The organism is Ochrobactrum teleogrylli (assembly GCF_006376685.1).
Taxonomy (GTDB): domain Bacteria; phylum Pseudomonadota; class Alphaproteobacteria; order Rhizobiales; family Rhizobiaceae; genus Brucella; species Brucella teleogrylli.
In genome coordinates, this window is sequence record NZ_VEWL01000013.1 from 98195 (window position 1) to 115868 (window position 17674).

Genomic DNA, 17674 nt, shown 5'->3' on the forward strand with positions numbered 1-17674 from the left:
TGCTCGCTGAGTAATGGAAGAGGGCGGCAGGGACCGCCCCCTTGTGCCTTATTCGAAAACGGAACGCGGGAAGTAGAACGAGACGACCCAGTTCGGCTGATCGACGATTTCGCTGATGCGCAGATCACCGCAGGCCGAGCAGAGCATATAGGCATCCACGGGGTTGAGGTTCTGCGTCTGGCAAAGAAGGTCGATCATGTTGGAGAGGGCAGCTTTCGCGCCTTCCCACAGATCGGACCCGATACCGGTGGTGACTTCGTAACCCTTGGTGTCGAGGTGCCGCGTCACTGGCCCCGGCGTGGTGAACCGGGGCATCTTCAGTGGCGTATCCTTGATGAGATCCAGCGTCAGGGCGACATTCATCGCGCTTTCGATGGCGGTGCCGCAAACCTCGCCGTCGCCTTGTGCCGCATGGGTGTCACCAATGGAGAACAAAGCGCCTTCGACTTCGATCGGCAGATAAAGCGTGGTTCCGGCTGCGAGATCGCGAATGTCGAGATTGCCGCCGACGCGACGCGGCGGCACAACCGAATGCAGGCCCTTTTCCGCCGGTGCAACGCCGATGGTTCCGGCGAACGGTTTCAGCGGAACGCGCGCATGCTCTCCGAAAAGTGCTGGTTCCAGCGTTGTGGGATTGTAGTTCCACAATGCTAGCGCCGGCTCCTTGAAGTCATCAGCAAGAAGACCGAAGCCTGGAATATTTGCCGTCCAGCCGAAGCCCGAAGGCTCAAACTGGTGAATGGTGATTTTCAGGATATCGCCCGGCTTGGCGCCATCGACGAAGATGGGGCCGGTAACGGGATTGACCTTGGAAAAGTCCATCGTCGACACATCGGCGACCGTGCTGCCGCGATGATAGTGGCCTGCACCGCTGTCCAGACATTCGAATTTCAGGGTCGAGCCGGGCGCAACCGTTTCAGCCGGCTGGAACGAGTTGTCCCAGCCGAAATGATGATGCCGACCATGAATGGTGTAATGGCAATTATTGCACATCTTTTGCATAAACCTCGTCGTAATTGACCGGAATGTGGACAGGGTCGACGAAGATCGCGTCGGGGCCGCCCAGACGTTCGGAGCGAACCGAGAAGCGCTCCTCGTTGAAGATCGGCGCCCACGGCGCGTCGTCCATGATCTTCAGATAGATATCGCGCCACATGGCTTCGCGTTCTTGCTTGCGGGCCGGGTCAACGATGGCGTCAGCTTCCTGCGCCTTCTTGTCCAGCTCTGCATTGCAGTACCATGACCAGTTCCAGCCACCCTGTACCGCGCCGCTGCAACCCAGGATCGGGCCGTAGAAGTTGGACGGATCGGGGAAGTCGGCAATCCAGCCCATGCCGCCGGACCAGATCATCGGTGCGCCTTCGGGCTCGCCGCCAGCCGCGATGACATTGGCCTGCGCCAGAGACTTGATCGAGGCCTTGATGCCGATGGCGGCCAGATCCTGCTGGATGGCCTGCGCAATGCGCGGCTGCGGATCGGTATTGGCGACGAACAGCTCGGTTTCGAAACCATCGGCCACACCGGCTTCGGCAAGCAGCGCCTTTGCCTTTTCAGGATCGTAAGGATAGCCCTTATAGTCCTTGGCATAGCCCGGCATAGACGGCGGCAGCGGCTGATTGGCAGGCACGGCGCGACCGTTGATGATACGGACGATACGATCCTTGTTGATGGCCATGTTGACGGCCTGACGCACCTTCACATTGTCGAAGGGCTTGATCTTGACGTTCATGGTCACATAGCCGGTGTGCAGCTGGCCGCCCTGAATAATCAGGTCCTTGAACTTCGGGTCCTTGGTGACTTCGATGAATTTTGCAGGCGGAATGCCATCACCCGGAATGTCGACTTCGCCGTTCTGCAAACGCAGAAGGGCAACGACCGGTTCCTGACCGACTTCAAAGGTAATCTGGTCGAGCTTCGGCAGCGACGGATTGTAATAATCCTTGAAACGTTCGAAGACGATGCGCTGGCCGAGCGTCCATTCGGTCATCTTGAACGCGCCGGAACCAACCGGATGCTTGCCGAAATCTGCACCGTATTTCTCGACTTCTTCCTTGGGCACGACGTGGGCGAAATTCAGCGCCAGCACATGCAGGAAGGTCGCGTCCGGGCGACTCAGTTCGAACTTGATCGTGTAAGGATCGACAACGGTGATGCCGGAGAGCGTCTCCGCTTTGCCTGCTGACGCATCTTCAAAACCGACGATGGAGCCGAAGAAACCAGCGCCGGGGCTCTGGGTTTTCGGATTGACGACACGTTCAATGGAATATTTCACGTCATCGGCGGTCAGCTCGCGACCATTGTGGAACTTCACGCCCTTGCGCAGCTTGAAGGTGAAGGTCTTGCCGTCTTCAGATATCGTGTAATCTTCCGCGATTTCCTTGCGCAGATTGGTAGTGCCCGGCTCGTAGTCCATCAGGCCGTCGAACAGCGACTTGATCATCGACCAGTTCTGCCAGTCATAGCCGATGGCGGGGTCGAGCGTCGAAACGTCGTCCTTATAGGTGACGATCATCGAGCCACCCTGCTTGATGTCGGCGGCCTGCGCACCGAACGAGATGGCGAGGCCGAGCGCCAGCGCCGATATGCCGGATAGAAAAGTCTTTTTCATTAGTGTCCCTTTCTCTGGAGTTTTTTTGGTTTCACCGCAGCTTGATGCGCGGGTCGATCAGTGGAGTGATGAGGTCGGCGAGTAGATTGCCGAGAACGATGGCGAAGGCGGATACGATCGTGACGCCCATGATGATGGGAATATCGACACGCTGGATTGCCTGCCAGGCAAGCTGACCGATGCCGGGCCAGCCGAACACGCTTTCAACGACGACAATGCCCGACATGAACAGGCCGATGTCAATGCCGATCATCGCGATGATCGACAGGATGGCGTTGGGCATGGCGTGACGCAGCAGGATTTTCCAGCGTGCCAGCCCCTTGGCGCGGGCCGTGCGGATATAATCCTGGCGAAGAACGTCGAGCAGGGAGGAGCGCATCATGCGCGAATACCAGCCCGCACCGAGAAGGCCGAGCGTCAGCGAAGGCAGGACGAGATGATGGAACGTGCCGTAACCGCCAATCGGGAACCAACCGAGCTTAACCGCAAACACGTAGAGCATCAGAATGCCGATAACGAATTGCGGTGCCGAAACGCCGACGAAGGAAAAGATCATCAGGGCATTGTCGGTGCGGCTGCCGCGCCGGGTAGCGGCAATGACGCCCATGGTCAGACCGATGGCGAGTTCCGAGAAGATTGCTCCGGCCATCAGCAGCAGGCTTGCGGGCAGGCGCGACCAGATCAGCGACGCCACTTCGGTTTTCTGCAGATAGGAGCGTCCGAGATCGCCCTGAACGAGCCCCTTCAGATAGCGCAGATATTGCTCATAGAAAGGCAGGTTGAGGCCAAGCTGCTCACGAATATTTTCGACCGTTTGTGCGGTGGCGCTGCGCCCGGCAATCTGGCGCGCTGGATCGGCGGGCACCAGATAAAGCAGGATGAAGGTCACGAAGCTGATGCCGATCAGGATCATCACGGTCTGGATGAGGCGGCGGGCGATGTAGGCGAGCATCAGTGATGTCCCTGCTGGGTTGGGTCGAGCACATCGCGCAAGGCATCACCGACGAGGTTGAAGGCGAGCGCCAGCAAAAGGATTGCTGCGCCCGGAATGAAGACGAGCCAGGGTGCGCTGGTAAAATAGGTCTGATTTTCGAAGATGATATTGCCCCAGGAGGCTGTTGGCGGCTGCACGCCAATGCCGAGGAAGGACAGCGTCGCCTCCAGAAGAACGGTGGTGGCGATACCAAGCGTTGCCCAGACGATCATCGTGGAAAAGAGATGCGGCAGGATATGCTTCAGGATGATGCGGGGCGCGCCCGCACCCATGGCACGCTCGGCCTCGATGAAATCGCGTTCGGAGAGAGACCGGGTTTCCGTGTAGAGCACGCGCGCAATCTGAACCCAGTTGACCATGGCGATCACCATCGCGACGATCCAGAGGCTCGGCTTGAAGATTGCCGCAAGCACAATGGCCAGCAGCAAAGCGGGGAAGGCCATCATCAGATCGGTAAAGCGCATCAGCACGGTTTCCACCCAGCCACGGAAATATCCGGCGCAAATACCGACAGTTGAGCCGATGAGCACGGCAATGCCGTTGGCCACGACGCCGATGATCAGCGATGTCTGCGCACCATAGATCAGGCGGGAGAAAAGATCGCGCCCGACGAGGTCGGTGCCGAACCAGAATTTCAGATTGGGCGCGAGCGGCGCGCCTTCCAGCGTCAGCCCGTCGAAGAACTGTTCGTTCGGATCGAAGGGGACGATCCAGGGCGCAAAGAGCGCGGCTGCGACAGTGACGACGATGACGACAAGGCCGAATGCGGCGAGCGGTCGGCGGATGATGCGGCCAAGAACGCCGCGTTCGGCTTTTTTCTGGCCGACCGGAAGAGTGTCAAGCGCGCTCACGATCGTTCCCTGTCTGCTTTTCGTTCAGAAAGCGCCGGGCAAAGGCCTCGACACTGACGCGCTCCGCCATCGCGGCAAGGCGCAGTTTCTGATAGGCCTGTCTGGCGGAGATATTGTCTGCTAACATCAGGATTGCCGTGGCCTGCGCAATGGCTTCGCGCCCGGCAAGGCTTTCGCGCAGTTCGCCGATTTCGGTTGCCAGCGCATGGCGACGCTGAAAGTTGTGCATGGCGATGACCAGAGCGCTATAGACGCCCGCATTGCCGATCGGCTTCAGAAGCTGCGCATCGGCACCCTGATTGAGCGCCCAGCCGATCCGGCCCGGCGCTTCCGAGCCGATCAGGGCGACGGTGGGCACAGGCGCCTGCTGCGGTGGCCACGGAAATTGCTCGTCATGTCCCATATCGACATCGAAAAAGACGACGTTGAACCGGGAGATGTCGGCGTGCTCAGGCAGGTCCGGCCAGCATTCCACAGCGTCCACGCCGATGCGGCGCAACTGCTGCACAATCGCATCGACATTGGTGTGACGGCGATGAACGATCAGCGCGGTCCAGTTTTCGAATGCGCCCCAACTGGCGACGGTGAAGGCCTGGTCTGTCATAGTCATTTGACGAGCCTCAGAAAGCCGGGCTGGTGGCCGGGATTGGCGGATGTTTGCAGATGCGTTCGCGCCATGAACGGGTCCGGTTGAATGGCGACCTCGGCCTCATGCACGATTTCAAAGCTGCAATCTTGTCTGGCCCGTCCGATATGCGCGGGCAGGGCGATATGGTTTGTTCGCGGCTCGACCAGCACATCGCCAAGCGGCGTGCTGGTGGGGTGCGTCTGGACGGCGGCAAGCACTTTTTCGACATCGTCGGTGCCAGCCCGCTCAATACCGGCGGCGATCATCAGGACGCTGGAATAGGCCTGGGCGAAGATGGCCGATAGGCTACCGTCAAAGCCGTTGCTTCTGACGGCTTCCAGAAAGGCGCGATTGGTTTCGCCCGGCAGCGTGCGGAAATAGCAGCTTACGCTATAATTGCCCGCGGCGGCATCGCCGACATGCTCCAGCTCGCTTTCATAGAGATTGCAGCTCAGAACCGGCCTGACATCGGTGCGGAAATCGCTGTTTTTGCGGCCCAGTTCTGCATAGGCGCGCAGGAACGTGTAGGACGATTCACCAATGAGATTGTTGAGGATGAAGTCGGGCTTCTTGCTTTCGATTTCGCGGATGAGATGGTTGATATCCGTGTCACCGATTGCAATGGCGCGCTCTCCGAGAACCTCGCCACCCGCGGCATTCAGCATTTCGCGGGCGAGGCGATTGGTTTCCCAACCCCAGATATAGTTCGAACCGAGCAATATGGCGCGATTGCCGAAGCGGGGAACGATGAAATCGATCAGCGGCACAAGATGCTGATTGGCGCAGGCCGCCGCATAAACGACGCGGTCGCTGGCCTCAAATCCCTCATAGACGCACGGATACCAGAGCAGTGTATCGCGCTTTTCGACAACGGGAATGACTTCCTTGCGGCTCCAGGATGTGGTGCAGCCGATGATGTGTTTAACACCCTTTTGCGAGATCAGTTCTTCGCTCAGCGGCGCATAACGGTCAGGGTTACCACTTGGGTCGGCGATGCGCGGCACGAGATTGAACGGAAGCGCACGATCATTGACGGCCTTGATCGCCGCCATAGCTCCGCAATAGCCCTCGTAACCCAGCTTTTGATAAGGACCGGAGTGCGAAAACAAGACGCCGACAGGGATGTCAATTTTGTTGTTTTGAGACATGCAGAAAGCCAAACAAAAAAACCCCTCCGGAATTTTCAGATTCCGAGAAGGGCCCAAATGCCAAGTAACAATTTGACTGAGAAATTACTGAATTTAGCGCAATTCCGTCAAGCTATTTCTTTTTGCCGGTATTTTGAGCAATATTGTTAATCGATAGGCAAAATTCAATCCATGTCAGACGGAAAGACGTTACATTCCATAACGGAGGATGAGCCTCCAATGCGTGAGGCGGTTGAGCCGACGCGTCTTGTCCTAACGAATAAACTTCGACATGGAGATCGACGTGGCGGCGACTTGAACATGATGCGCCAATTCGGCTTCGACGCGTTCAAGTGACCAGCGTGTGGTCGGTGCGGCGATGTTGACAGCGGCTACAGCGCGACCACGTTCGTCGGTCACGGCGGCGGCAACCGAAATGTCGCCGAGAACCGTTTCGTTGGCGACGATCGCATAACCCTTCTCAGCCGCCTCCTGAATGCGGGCTTTCAAGCGGCCTTTGTCCGTTACCGTATAGGGCGTCAGCGACTTCAGTACAGAGCGTTCGAAGACGTCTTCCTGTTCTTCCGGCGAACGGTGGGACAGAATGACCGTGCCCGATGCCGTGAAAAGCGCCGGCAGGCGACTGCCGACCATGATATCGACATTGACGAGATGCTGACCCGGAAAGCGTCCGACATAGACAATTTCGGTCCCGTCCAGTTCCTGAAGGTTGGCTGTTTCCCCAACCGTGCGGCTGATCTCCAACAGATAGGGGGCTGCCTTGTGGAGGACTTCGTGGGCGGAAAGATAGTTATAGGCGAACTGTAGAACCTTTGAGGTTAGGGCGTAGTTGCGGGTATTGTGGACGCGCCGCAGAAATCCAAGCGTCTCCAACGTGTGGACCAGACGTTGCGCGGCGCTGCGATCCAGTCCCGCCAGCTTTGCGATTTCCGAAAGTGGCAACTGCCGCTGCGGCCCGTCGAAGACCTGCAGAATCTGAAATGTCTTTTCGGTCGATCCGACGAACAGGGACGAGCGCTTGGGATCGACTTCCTCGCGGCCCGTTTCCCCCGACTTTTTCCCTGTATCCGCCTGCATCGACATTTCGGCTCTTTCGTTTTCCATGTGCTGCAAAAGCGCAGGACCGCAAAGCCCTGCGCTTGAAAGGTCGGATCGTGAAACCCGACCTCAACTTTGTATTTGCCTAACTAAAGGCTCAAGAAGCAAGATCGACAGGCGATCTTTCGTACTTGTCCAGAAGTCGTGCATATTCCTTCTTCAGCGCTTCGCTCAATTCCGGCTTCGGCTGGCGCAGCGGCGCAAGCATGGTCGGCGCATTGATATCGATCAAATCCATCACCGACTTCATCGGCCCCGGATTGGTTTCGGCAAAAGCCAGATTCATCAACGGGATCATGTCGCGATGCAGCGCCAGCGCATCGGCGGTCTTGCCCTCTGCGGCGAGATCAAACATCTTGCGCCAGACGCGCGGCAGAAGGTTTGCGGTCACGACGATGCCGCCCGTTGCACCAGCTGCAACATGCAGCGGGAACAGGTGGTCTTCACCGCTGAGTACGGCGAAAGATGCTGCATCGATGCCCGCTACCACGCGCAGATAGTGGTACATGTCGGTGTTGCATGCCTTCATGCCGATGATGCGCTCGTGACGCGACAGCTCGTGAATAACTTCCGGATCGATAGCGATGCGCGTGCGATACGGGATTTCATAGAGCAGGATCGGCACGGGAGATTCGTCCGCATAACGAAGGAAATAGTCCCGGATGCCAGCCTGCGTGGGGTTGGTGTAGTAAGGCGTGATCACCAGCAGAGCGTCTGCGCCAGCCGCTGCAAAGTCCTTTGCCGAAGCGATGGCGTCGTGATAGCCGGGATCGAGCACACCGGCGACGACAGGGCCCTTTCCTTCCATCGCCTTGGCCGAAAGCTCGACAAAGCGGTTGCGCTCGCGGCGAGCCAAAGCGCCATATTCACCCGTTCCGCCAAGCGGAACGACACCGTCCACGCCCTGCTGCTTCAGCCAGGCGAACAGCGCATCGGTCGCCTTCAGGTCGATCGTGTCGTCGCTTTGAACCGGGGTGACGAGCGCAGGCAAAATGCCGCGAAGACTGGAAGAGTTGATCATGGGTAGTCCTTTCATGCGAATTCAATAATTGGTTCAGCGGGACATGCTGCGCTGGCGCAGACGGTCGGCCACGAAGATCAGCACCGAGATAAAGACGAGGAGGCACGTCGATACCGCAGCGATGACCGGCGAGACCTGAAGGGTCACTTCGTCCCAGAACTGCTTGGGCAGGGTGGAATTCAGGCCGCCCGACGAGAACAGCGCGATGGTCAGTTCGTCGAAGGAGGTCGCGAAGGCAAAGAGGAAGGCCGAGAACATGCCTGCCGCCAGCATCGGGAAGGTGACATAGGCAAGGCTCTTCATCGGGCTGGCGCCGAGGCTCTGGGCAGCGAGATCAAGGCGCGTATCGTAGTTGCGCAGCACGGCCACCATGGTCATGACCACGTAAGGTACACACACCACCGTATGACCGATGATGAGGCCGAGGGATGTGCCGACCAGCCCGAGTTCTGCGAAGACATAGAACAGGCCGACAGCGATGATGATACGCGGCGCGACGATGGGCGACAGCACGAAGGCGAGGATAGCCGCCTTGCCGCGAATATTGGCGCGGGCCAGCAGGAAGGCAGCGGGAATGCCGATCAGCATCGACAGGATGCCTGCGCCCAACGCCACGACCAGCGAACGCCACAGGGCTTGTGACCAGACGGGCGTGTTCCACATCTGCTCATACCATTGCATGGTGAAGCCGGACGGCGGCCAGTTCAGTCCAGCGGCGCTGAACGAGATCGGGATCATCATGATGGCTGGAAGGCTGATCAGGATGAGCAGACCCCAGACGAAGCCGCTCAAAAGCTTCGGCGAGGTTTCCGCATCGGAGCTTTTGCGGCTGCTGGGAAAGAGCGCGATCAGTCTGTCGCTGATATCGCCAATGACGGCGAGAAACTTTGCACCGGCGCGACGCGCGGCGGTGTCGCGGTTCACATTGGTTGCCGAGGTTTCGCCGGTCAGGCTTTCGAAGCCGAAAATCCGGTCATAGATGACGAAGACCGCCAGCACGACCACGAGAAGCAGCACCGAAATCGCACCGGCCAGACCCCAGTTCAGCGTCTGCTGCACCTGATCGATGATGAGCTGGGTAATCATGGTCTCAAAACGCCCGCCCAGCAGCGCCGGCACGATGAAGAAGCCGATGGAGGTGACGAATACCATGATGGCGGCAGCCGCCACACCGGGCATGGATAGCGGAAAATAGACCGTCCAGAAGGCCGAACCCGGACGCGCTCCAAGCGTGGAGGCGGCGCGCGGCAGGTTGCGGTCGATATTTTCCATGACCGACAGCATGGTCATGACGGCAAGCGGAAGCATGGCATGCACCATGCCGACCAGAACTGCGCCGAGGCTGTAGATCAGGTTGGCCGGACGGTCGATGACGCCAATCGCCAGCAGGAACTGATTGATGGCGCCGTTACGACCGAGAATCACCACCCAGGCGAAAGCACGCACCAGAAAGCTGGTCCAGAAGGACAGGAGCACAAGGAAGATCAGCCAACTCTTGGCTTTCGGACCTGCGGTGGAGATGAGATAGGCCACGGGATAGCCGAGCACGACCGAAAGTGCGGTCGTCGCCAGCGAAATCTTGAGCGTGATCCACAGGACGTTGAGATAGAGGCTGGAGGCGAAAAGCTGCTGGTAGGCGGCGAGCGAGAAGCCATCCGGGCCGACAAAGCTCAGCGACAGCAGTTTGCCGACAGGATAGACGAGAAAGGCCAGCAGGAGCACGATCAGCGGTGCGATCATCAGCGAATGCTTGATCCACAGCGGCCTTGGCGGTTTGCTGGTACGGGTCGGAAGCGCGCTCATAGTCAGGCCTTCCCGTTACCGGCAATGGTGACCGCATCGGTGCCGTGCCACGAAAGTGCAAGCACGTCGCCGATCTGGAAGGCGCGACCGGAAATGCGGGTCGGGAAAGCCGCAACCAGTTCCGGCAGGGTTTCATCTTCGCCGCGCATATAGATCTTGGTCAGGCTGCCCGTCACCATCACATCGGTCACGGTGGCACGCAGCGCCGAAGCGTTGGTTTCGTCGGCAAGCGCCACGGAAAGGTTCTGCGGTCGGATCATGATGTGGAGGGAATCGGATGGCGCAATCGACCCGTTGCTGAGCGCGCGCGCCTCGACGGCCTTGGTGCCGATGCGGACGATAGCTTCATCACCGTCGATCTTCTCGACCTTGGCGGGCAGCAGGTTCGATTCACCGAGGAAGTCGGCGACGAACAGTGTCCGGGGGCGGAAATAGAGATCGGCAGGGGTGCCGAGCTGTTCGATCTTGCCGGAATTCATCAGGCAGATGCGATCCGACATGGTCATCGCTTCTTCCTGATCATGCGTGACATAAACGATGGTCGCGCCGAGTTCGCGGTGAATGCGCTTGATTTCAAGCTGCATATGTTCGCGCAGCTTCTTGTCGAGCGCGCCGAGCGGTTCGTCCATGAGAATGATCGACGGGCGGTAGACCATGCAGCGGGCAAGAGCCACGCGCTGCTGCTGGCCGCCGGACAATTCCTTCGGATAACGCTGCGCAATATGCGGCAGGCGGATCATTTCCAGCGCTTCGGTGGCGCGCTTGCGGGCCTCTTCTGCAGCCACTTTGCGCATCTTCAGCGGAAAGGCGATGTTCTCCAGAATAGTCATATGCGGAAACAGGGCGTAGTTTTGGAAAACCACGCCGATGTCGCGCAGATGCGGTGCGCTGTAGGTCACGTCCTCGTTGCCGATCAGAACAGCGCCGTTATCCGGTCGTGCAAGACCCGCGATGAGGCTGAGAAGGGTTGTCTTGCCTGATCCCGATGGGCCGAGCAGGGTCAGGAACTCGCCTTCCGGGACGAGAAGGTCCGTTTCGGCAAGTGCGATGAAGTCGCCATAGCGCTTGGCGAGTTTCTGGATGGTTAGGCTGGATGAAGACATGGCAATTCCGCTGGGCCAGAGCGCGTTTCGATCGGCTTGAACCGGATCGGCGCTCTAAATTTTTGTTTGAACGAACATCGTATCTGCTCGAAGTGACAGGCCCGGCTGATGCCGGGCCTGCTGCTCCGGTTAGCTCAGGAGCCAGCTATTATAGCGTTCGATGGCCTTGTCCTGATTGTCATACCAATACTGGGCATTGATCTTGACGCCGTTCTTGATGTGATCCGGGAAGGTCGGGCAGTTTTGCGCGACTTTCGGATCGATGATGTCGAAGGCTTCCGGCTGGGTAACGCCAGCGGCGAAATATTCAACCAGCTGCGCCTGACGCTTCGGGTCGGAAGCGAATTTGATGAATTCGCGGCAGGCGTCGGCATTCGGCGTTCCGGCGAGGATAGCCCAGTTGTCGAGGCCCCAGATGTTCTGGTCCCAGACGATTTCGACCGGAGCGCCGCCCGACTGCGCCGACTGCGCACGCGAAACCCAAGTCGGGATCATGTCCACTTCGCCGGAGATCAGCATCTGCTCGACCTGCGCTCCGCTGGTCCAGAATACCGAAACGTCCTTCTTGATGCGGTCGAGCGACTTGAAGGCGCGGTCGAGATCGCAAGGATAGACATCCGCATTGGCCACGCCGTCAGCCATCAGGGCCTGTTCGATGGTGTCGAACGGGTGCTTGCGCAGCGCGCGACGGCCTTCAATCTTTTCCAGATTGAAGAAGTCGGCCCAGGATTTGGGCGCTTCGCGTCCTTCGAAAGCATCAGTACGATAGGCAAGAACGGTGGTGTAAACATTGTTGCCTACGCCGTATTCCGACAGATACTGCTTCGGCAGGCTGGCGATGACGGCTTCGCTTTCGAGACCATGCTTTTCGAGATACTTCTTGTCTCCCGCAGTGAGCATGAGGATGGCCGGTTCGCTGATCTTCGCCATGTCCCAGGTGTAGGACCCGGCATCGACCATTGAACGGATCTGCGCGGTTGGCTCCGCATTGGCCTGAACACCCACGACTTCGATGCCGGTTGCTTCCTGGAACGGACGGTAGAAAACGGCACCGTAAGCCTTGGTGTAGATGCCACCGTCATCGCGCACGACGATGCGCTTGTTCTGGGCCTGCGACGGCGTCCAGATCGCAGGGGCGGCCAGAGCGACTGCACCTGCTGCGGTGGTTTTCAGAAACTGGCGGCGTGACCAGGTGGTATTCTTGATTATCATGTTCGTTCCCTTTCAAAAATGCTGAACCAACCAACGGTCGGCTCTAACTCATTGTTTTTTCGCATTATCCGACGCAAAGCCGCTTCACGCTTCTGCTGGAAATGCTTTCGATTTCAATGCTCCGCCCGTGCTGCCGGTATGAGACGGCCAGGGTTGAACAATCCTTTTGGATCGATGGCGGACTTCACAGCCCGCATCAGCGCCAGATCGGTGGTTGTCTTGTAACGGTCCATTTCCTTGAGCGAGACCTGTCCGACGCCATGTTCGGCGCTGAATGTGCCGCCCAGCGCAAAGGATGCGTCGTTGACGGCATGGCGGATATTGGCTGCGAGCGCGTCGCGGTCTTCCAGCGCCTTCCAGTCGTCGAAGGTAAAGAACGGAATGAAATGGACATTGCCGTCGCCGAGATGCCCCACAATGACGAGTGACGCATCGGCTGCGAGATCAAGCACGGCGGCGCTGGCGCGGTCGATGAATTCGGCGGTCGCGGCCACCGGTACGGCGCAGTCGGTAGTCAGGCCGACGCCCGCCTTCTTATTGGCTTCCGAAACGCTATGGCGCACTTCCCACATCGCGGCGCGCTGGGACTCGCTGCTGGCGATCACGGCATTTTCGATAAGGCCATCCTCGAAAGCCTGTCCCAGCAGGTTTTCCAGCGCAGCGTCGAGATCGTCTTCGCCGCCACTGTCGGACAGTTCGATCAGCAAATGCCAATCATGTTCCGTATCGACCGGCGAACGGCGCTGCGGAACGTTTGCCACCACCAGATCGAGCTGGAGGCGGTTCATCAGTTCATAGCCGGAAAGCTTGGCGCCGTAGCGTTCCTGCACGGTGGTCAGAAGCTTGACGGCGGAATGGGCGCTTGGCAGCCCGGCCCATGCCACCACATGGCGGATGGGTTGCGGATGCAATTTCAATACGGCGGCGGTGATGATTCCGAGCGTGCCTTCGGAACCGATGAAGAGATGCTTCAGATCGTAGCCCGAATTGTTCTTGCGCAGGGCCTTGAGATCGGACCAGACCGAACCATCTGGCAAGACGGCCTCCAGCCCGAGAATGTTTTCGCGGGTATTGCCATAACGCAGAACCGACGTGCCACCCGCATTGGTGGCGATGGTGCCGCCGATCTGGCACGAGCCTTCCGCTCCAAGGCTGACCGGATAGTAGCGTCCGGCGTCGGTTGCGGCGGTATGGATATTGGCGAGCACGCAGCCTGCATCGACTTCCATCGTATTATTGACGGGGTCGACATTGCGGATGCGGCGCATGCGTTCCAGGCTGATGATTACCGGTGCCGGGCCATCCTTTGCCGGTACGGACCCGCCGACCAGACCCGTATTGCCGCCCTGCGGCAATACGGGAACGTCGTGGCGATTACAGCAGGCGACGATGGCCGCAACCTGTTCCGTATTCGCCGGACGCGCAACGCAAAGCGCCTTGCCACTATATCGACCGCGCCAGTCTTCGGTGGCATGCACCATTTCGGCAGCGTCGACGATTACCGCCTCAGTACCGATTAGCTCGATCAGTTCCGCAATCACTGGCACTGTCATTTTCCCATTTAATTGTTATGCGATTACTTCGATTGAAATATGATAGCGGATAATTTTTGTAATGCAATAATGAGTCTTTAATGCCGATAATTTCTCAAAATCTTTTCACAGGGAGCGGAATGAAAAGCGCAAAGCGATACTGCCACCCTTTCTGGAAGCAACTGCAGATGCGCGGTGCAAAAAATTGGATACCCTGATCACGGGCCGCTGTGGGCGGACGTAAAAATTCGCGCGATCATTGCCGCGAAACATCGTCAAGTGGGCAGGGCTGCTCAACACTTATGACGGTAAAATAAACAGTTCAGCTTTTGTTCAAAAATTTGGAGCGCGGCGAGAACGCACTATCATCAATCAGTTGGCTTCATGATGTCAGTCGAGTGGATTAATTTCCAACATAGATTGAACTCGCCGCGCTTGGCGTTTTTCGCGTGCCTTTAGCCGGAGATTACCTTAACTTCCGTAAAGTCTTCCAGCCCCCATTTTCCACCTTCACGGCCATTGCCGGATTGCTTGTATCCGCCGAACGGGCTGCCGGAACCAAGCGATGAGCCGTTGATCTGCACCATGCCTGCGCGGAGCTTCCGCCCAAGGCGTTTGGCGCGCTCAACAGATCCGGTTTGGACATAAGCGGATAAACCGTATGGTGTATCATTCGCGATAGCGATGGCCTCCTGTTCATCGTCAAACGGAATGATGACCAACACGGGACCAAATATCTCTTCACGCGCAATCGTCATATCGTTCCGTACATCCGCAAATATGGTCGGGCGGACGAAGTTGCCGGCGTTAAATCCCTTCGGATGACCGAGGCCACCTGCAACCAGACGTGCACCCTCATCAATGCCTGTTTGGATCAGACCTTGAACTTTGTCAAAATGCACTTTCGATGATAGCGGGCCGATATGATCTCCTTCAAGAGCTGGATCACCGACCAGCATCTGATCAGCGGCACGAGCGGCGAGCCGCACGACCTGATCGTAAACCGAGTTCTCGACCAGCAACCGGGTGGGGGCATTGCAGGATTGACCGGTATTGTTGAAGCACTCCGCAATGGCGCGCTCTACCGCGCTTTCAATGTCGCTGTCCGCGAAAATCAAATTGGGGGATTTGCCTCCGAGCTCAAGTGAGACACGTTTGACTGTATCTGCCGCGCCGCGCGCGACAGCAGTGCCCGCACGGGTCGAGCCGGTGAATGACATCATGTCGATGTCCGCGTGGCGTGACATGGCTTCGCCCACGACCAAACCTTCGCCATTGACCAGGTTGAATACGCCTTTTGGAAGCCCTGCTTCATGGAGAAATTCGGCAAAGAGCATTGCAGACATGGGCGCTATTTCGGAGGGTTTCAAAACTACCGTGCATCCGACCGCGATCGCTGGAATAACTTTCAAAGCGATCTGGTTCATCGGCCAATTCCATGGGGTAATCAGACCGCAGACGCCGATTGGTTCACGCACAATGATCTCGCCGGAATTATCTGTTCGTTTTTCTTCAAACTCGAAGTTTTCCAGCGCCTGGATGAAAGCGTTGAGGTGATACAAGCCTGCAGCGGCCTGTTGATCGCGGGCCATGGTGATAGGCGCACCCATTTCAAGCGAAATGGTTTTGGCCATATCTTCGAGACGCGCCTCATATATTTCTGCGATCTTGCGCAAGAAGCGGGCGCGCTCCTCAACCGGGGTTTCGCTCCAGGAAGAGAATGCCCTACGGGCAGCTGTGACCGCTCGATCAACATCCTGAGTTGAGCCTGCCGAAATGGTTGCATAAGGCTGCTCATTGGCGGGGTTGACGACGGCAATGGTGTCGGTTCCGAAAGGTTCGACCCAAGCGCCATCGATATAAATGTCAGTCTTTACGATGTAATTGGTGTTCTGGTCGGATTGGAGCACGATATTTCCCTCTCTGGTAATTGTTAGGTTTTGCAGGGTGACGTTGAATACAACGGTTCCCGTCGGACACGATCTCGTTTCAGTATCCGAGAAATTGAACCGGTTGCTTGTTCGGGAAGTTGTGGATGGCAGCCCGGAAATCATGCGTATAAGTGGCTTCCATGAAGGCTGCCTTTTCTGCCTCAAGTTGAGCCGCCAACGAAAGATCCGCGGCCAGCAATTGCTTGAACAGTCCAAAGGCTCGTGTTGGGCCAGAGGCAATTTTTTGTATCAGGGCAGAAAGCTGTTCCTGGTAACTGCTATCCTCAACCACGTCGTTGACGATCCCAACTGCTTTGGCCTGACTGGCATTGAGTTTGCCACCCTTGAGCATAAGGGCAAAAGCAGCACGCGGCCCCAGCTTTTGCCGAAGATACCAGCTGCCGCCACAATCGGGCACCGTCGCCAGTCGATCATAAGCAAGAATGAACTCTGCTGATTGACTGCAGATGGCATAGTCTGCCGATAGAACCATGCTCAATCCGGCGCCAGCTGCCGGTCCGTGTATTGCCGCGATGACAGGCACTGGCAATTGCTGCAGGATTAACAAAGCTGGGTGCATGTGGCGCAATATGCGCTGCAAGACAAGATCAGCCCGATCAGGGTCGGCTGCAAAAGCCGCGACATCTCCACCTGCCATAAACGCTTTGCCCGCGCCTTTGAGAACGACGCAACGTATGCCCTTGTCCGATGCTATGGCTTGCACGGCCTCATGAAAGGCCGCTGCCATCGCCTCATCGATAGCGTTGTATTTTTCAGGGCGGTTGAATGTGACGGTGCTGATGCCGGTTGCTCTATTCATATCGACGAGGATTGGGGTCGTCATTTGTGGATCCCTTGATACAGTTCTGCGGATTGGGTTGTGGATCGATGCGGCTGGTTTTGATGGTCAATGTGACGCTGCCTAGAATAATGAACGTGCCGAGAATGGCATTGAGACTGGGATGAATGCCCCAGAACAGCCAGGTGACCGTAATCGACCAGATCAGCCCCGAATAACCGAAGGGGGCAAGGAGGGCAGGTGATGTCATGCGGTAGGCAATGGCGCTTAAACCTATGCCCATGCTGGAGAATGCCGCCGCAGCCCCAAACTGGGCAAGGTGTGGGACTTGCAGTCCACGCCAATGCTCTATGGCGAACGGGGCGACAAATAGCGCCGAAAAGAACGCGCCAAAAAACGAGATCGTCCACAGGTTATCTTCGGACGGAATCCAACGCGAACTGATCGCATTGATGGCGTAAAACACGCTCGATGTCCCAGCCAGCCCCATAGCGTAATTGAAGTTGGATGCCCGTGGATTGATCGCCACAACCACGCCAAGGAAACAGAAACAGATCGACAGCCATGTGCGAAAACTGACATTCTCCTTGAGCAGAAAACGGGACATCGCAGTGATAATGACGGGTGTCATAAAGAGAATGACTGCCGCCTCAGCGACAGTCAGAGTTTTCAGGGAAGCGATGTATAAATAGGCGGCAATCAAGCCAAAGGCTCCCCGCAGCGCATGTAGCCCAATTCTGGCCGACCATATTTTGCTTCGCCCGGTTGTCCGCACATGAAACAGGTAAAGAATCGGCAATGCCATCAGGCCGCGGATCAAAATGATCGATGACACATCATAGTCGCTGATGAGAAACTTGGTCGTCGTATCATTCAGGGTAAAAGCAAGACTGCTTGTGCAGAGAGCGGCAGCGCCAAGGAAACGCAGTGGGATCATGCGGCCCCC

At 57.6% G+C, this 17674-nt stretch carries 15 protein-coding genes; all 15 read right to left on the reverse strand.

Going from position 1 to position 17674, the window contains the following annotated elements:
* Positions 1-48 precede the first annotated feature (48 nt).
* Entirely contained in the window at positions 49-993 is a 945-nt protein-coding gene (locus FIC94_RS18265) for an acetamidase/formamidase family protein (protein ID WP_140025952.1), read from the reverse strand.
* A complete protein-coding gene (locus FIC94_RS18270) occupies positions 983-2608 on the reverse strand; it encodes an ABC transporter substrate-binding protein (protein WP_140025928.1) in 1626 nt (541 codons plus the stop codon). Before FIC94_RS18270 ends, FIC94_RS18265 begins: the two co-directional genes overlap by 11 nt.
* Before the next feature lie 31 nt (positions 2609-2639).
* Positions 2640-3560, reverse strand: a complete 921-nt coding sequence (locus tag FIC94_RS18275) for an ABC transporter permease (protein WP_140025929.1) — start codon at positions 3558-3560, stop codon at positions 2640-2642.
* On the reverse strand, positions 3560-4390 hold the full coding sequence (locus FIC94_RS18280; RefSeq protein WP_371830809.1) for an ABC transporter permease: 831 nt from the start codon (positions 4388-4390) through the stop codon (positions 3560-3562). Before FIC94_RS18280 ends, FIC94_RS18275 begins: the two co-directional genes overlap by 1 nt.
* A 49-nt stretch (positions 4391-4439) precedes the next feature.
* The gene (locus FIC94_RS18285) at positions 4440-5057 is read right to left on the reverse strand and encodes an ANTAR domain-containing response regulator (RefSeq protein ID WP_140025953.1); all 618 of its coding nucleotides are present in this window, start codon (positions 5055-5057) and stop codon (positions 4440-4442) included.
* Positions 5058-5059: 2 nt separating this feature from the next.
* Positions 5060-6229 carry a transporter substrate-binding domain-containing protein gene (locus FIC94_RS18290; RefSeq protein WP_124916340.1) on the reverse strand — a complete coding sequence of 390 codons (1170 nt, stop codon included), beginning with the start codon at positions 6227-6229 and terminating at the stop codon, positions 5060-5062.
* Between the two features lie 252 nt (positions 6230-6481).
* Positions 6482-7333, reverse strand: coding sequence for an IclR family transcriptional regulator (locus FIC94_RS18295; protein WP_235892062.1), 852 nt, complete (start codon positions 7331-7333; stop codon positions 6482-6484).
* A 91-nt stretch (positions 7334-7424) separates the two neighbouring features.
* Positions 7425-8348 (reverse strand): 4-hydroxy-tetrahydrodipicolinate synthase, encoded by a 924-nt coding sequence (dapA, locus tag FIC94_RS18300; protein ID WP_140025930.1) that lies wholly within the window; start codon positions 8346-8348, stop codon positions 7425-7427.
* A gap of 33 nt (positions 8349-8381) precedes the next feature.
* Complete coding sequence (locus tag FIC94_RS18305) at positions 8382-10151, reverse strand: ABC transporter permease subunit (RefSeq protein ID WP_140025931.1); 1770 nt, start codon at positions 10149-10151, stop codon at positions 8382-8384.
* A 2-nt stretch (positions 10152-10153) separates the two neighbouring features.
* Positions 10154-11254: an ABC transporter ATP-binding protein gene (locus FIC94_RS18310; RefSeq protein WP_140025932.1), complete on the reverse strand. Its 1101-nt coding sequence runs from the start codon at positions 11252-11254 to the stop codon at positions 10154-10156.
* A 129-nt stretch (positions 11255-11383) separates the two neighbouring features.
* The gene (locus FIC94_RS18315) at positions 11384-12466 is read right to left on the reverse strand and encodes an ABC transporter substrate-binding protein (RefSeq protein ID WP_109366248.1); all 1083 of its coding nucleotides are present in this window, start codon (positions 12464-12466) and stop codon (positions 11384-11386) included.
* Positions 12467-12579: 113 nt separating this feature from the next.
* Positions 12580-14013, reverse strand: coding sequence for an FAD-binding oxidoreductase (locus FIC94_RS18320; RefSeq protein ID WP_140025933.1), 1434 nt, complete (start codon positions 14011-14013; stop codon positions 12580-12582).
* A 440-nt stretch (positions 14014-14453) separates the two neighbouring features.
* Positions 14454-15908 (reverse strand): aldehyde dehydrogenase family protein, encoded by a 1455-nt coding sequence (locus tag FIC94_RS18325; protein ID WP_140025934.1) that lies wholly within the window; start codon positions 15906-15908, stop codon positions 14454-14456.
* A gap of 79 nt (positions 15909-15987) precedes the next feature.
* Positions 15988-16773, reverse strand: a complete 786-nt coding sequence (locus FIC94_RS18330) for an enoyl-CoA hydratase/isomerase family protein (protein WP_121537506.1) — start codon at positions 16771-16773, stop codon at positions 15988-15990.
* The gene (locus tag FIC94_RS18340; RefSeq protein ID WP_235892063.1) at positions 16742-17665 is read right to left on the reverse strand and encodes a DMT family transporter; all 924 of its coding nucleotides are present in this window, start codon (positions 17663-17665) and stop codon (positions 16742-16744) included. The genes FIC94_RS18330 and FIC94_RS18340 overlap by 32 nt, the downstream gene beginning before the upstream one ends.
* Between the last annotated feature and the right edge of the window lie 9 nt (positions 17666-17674).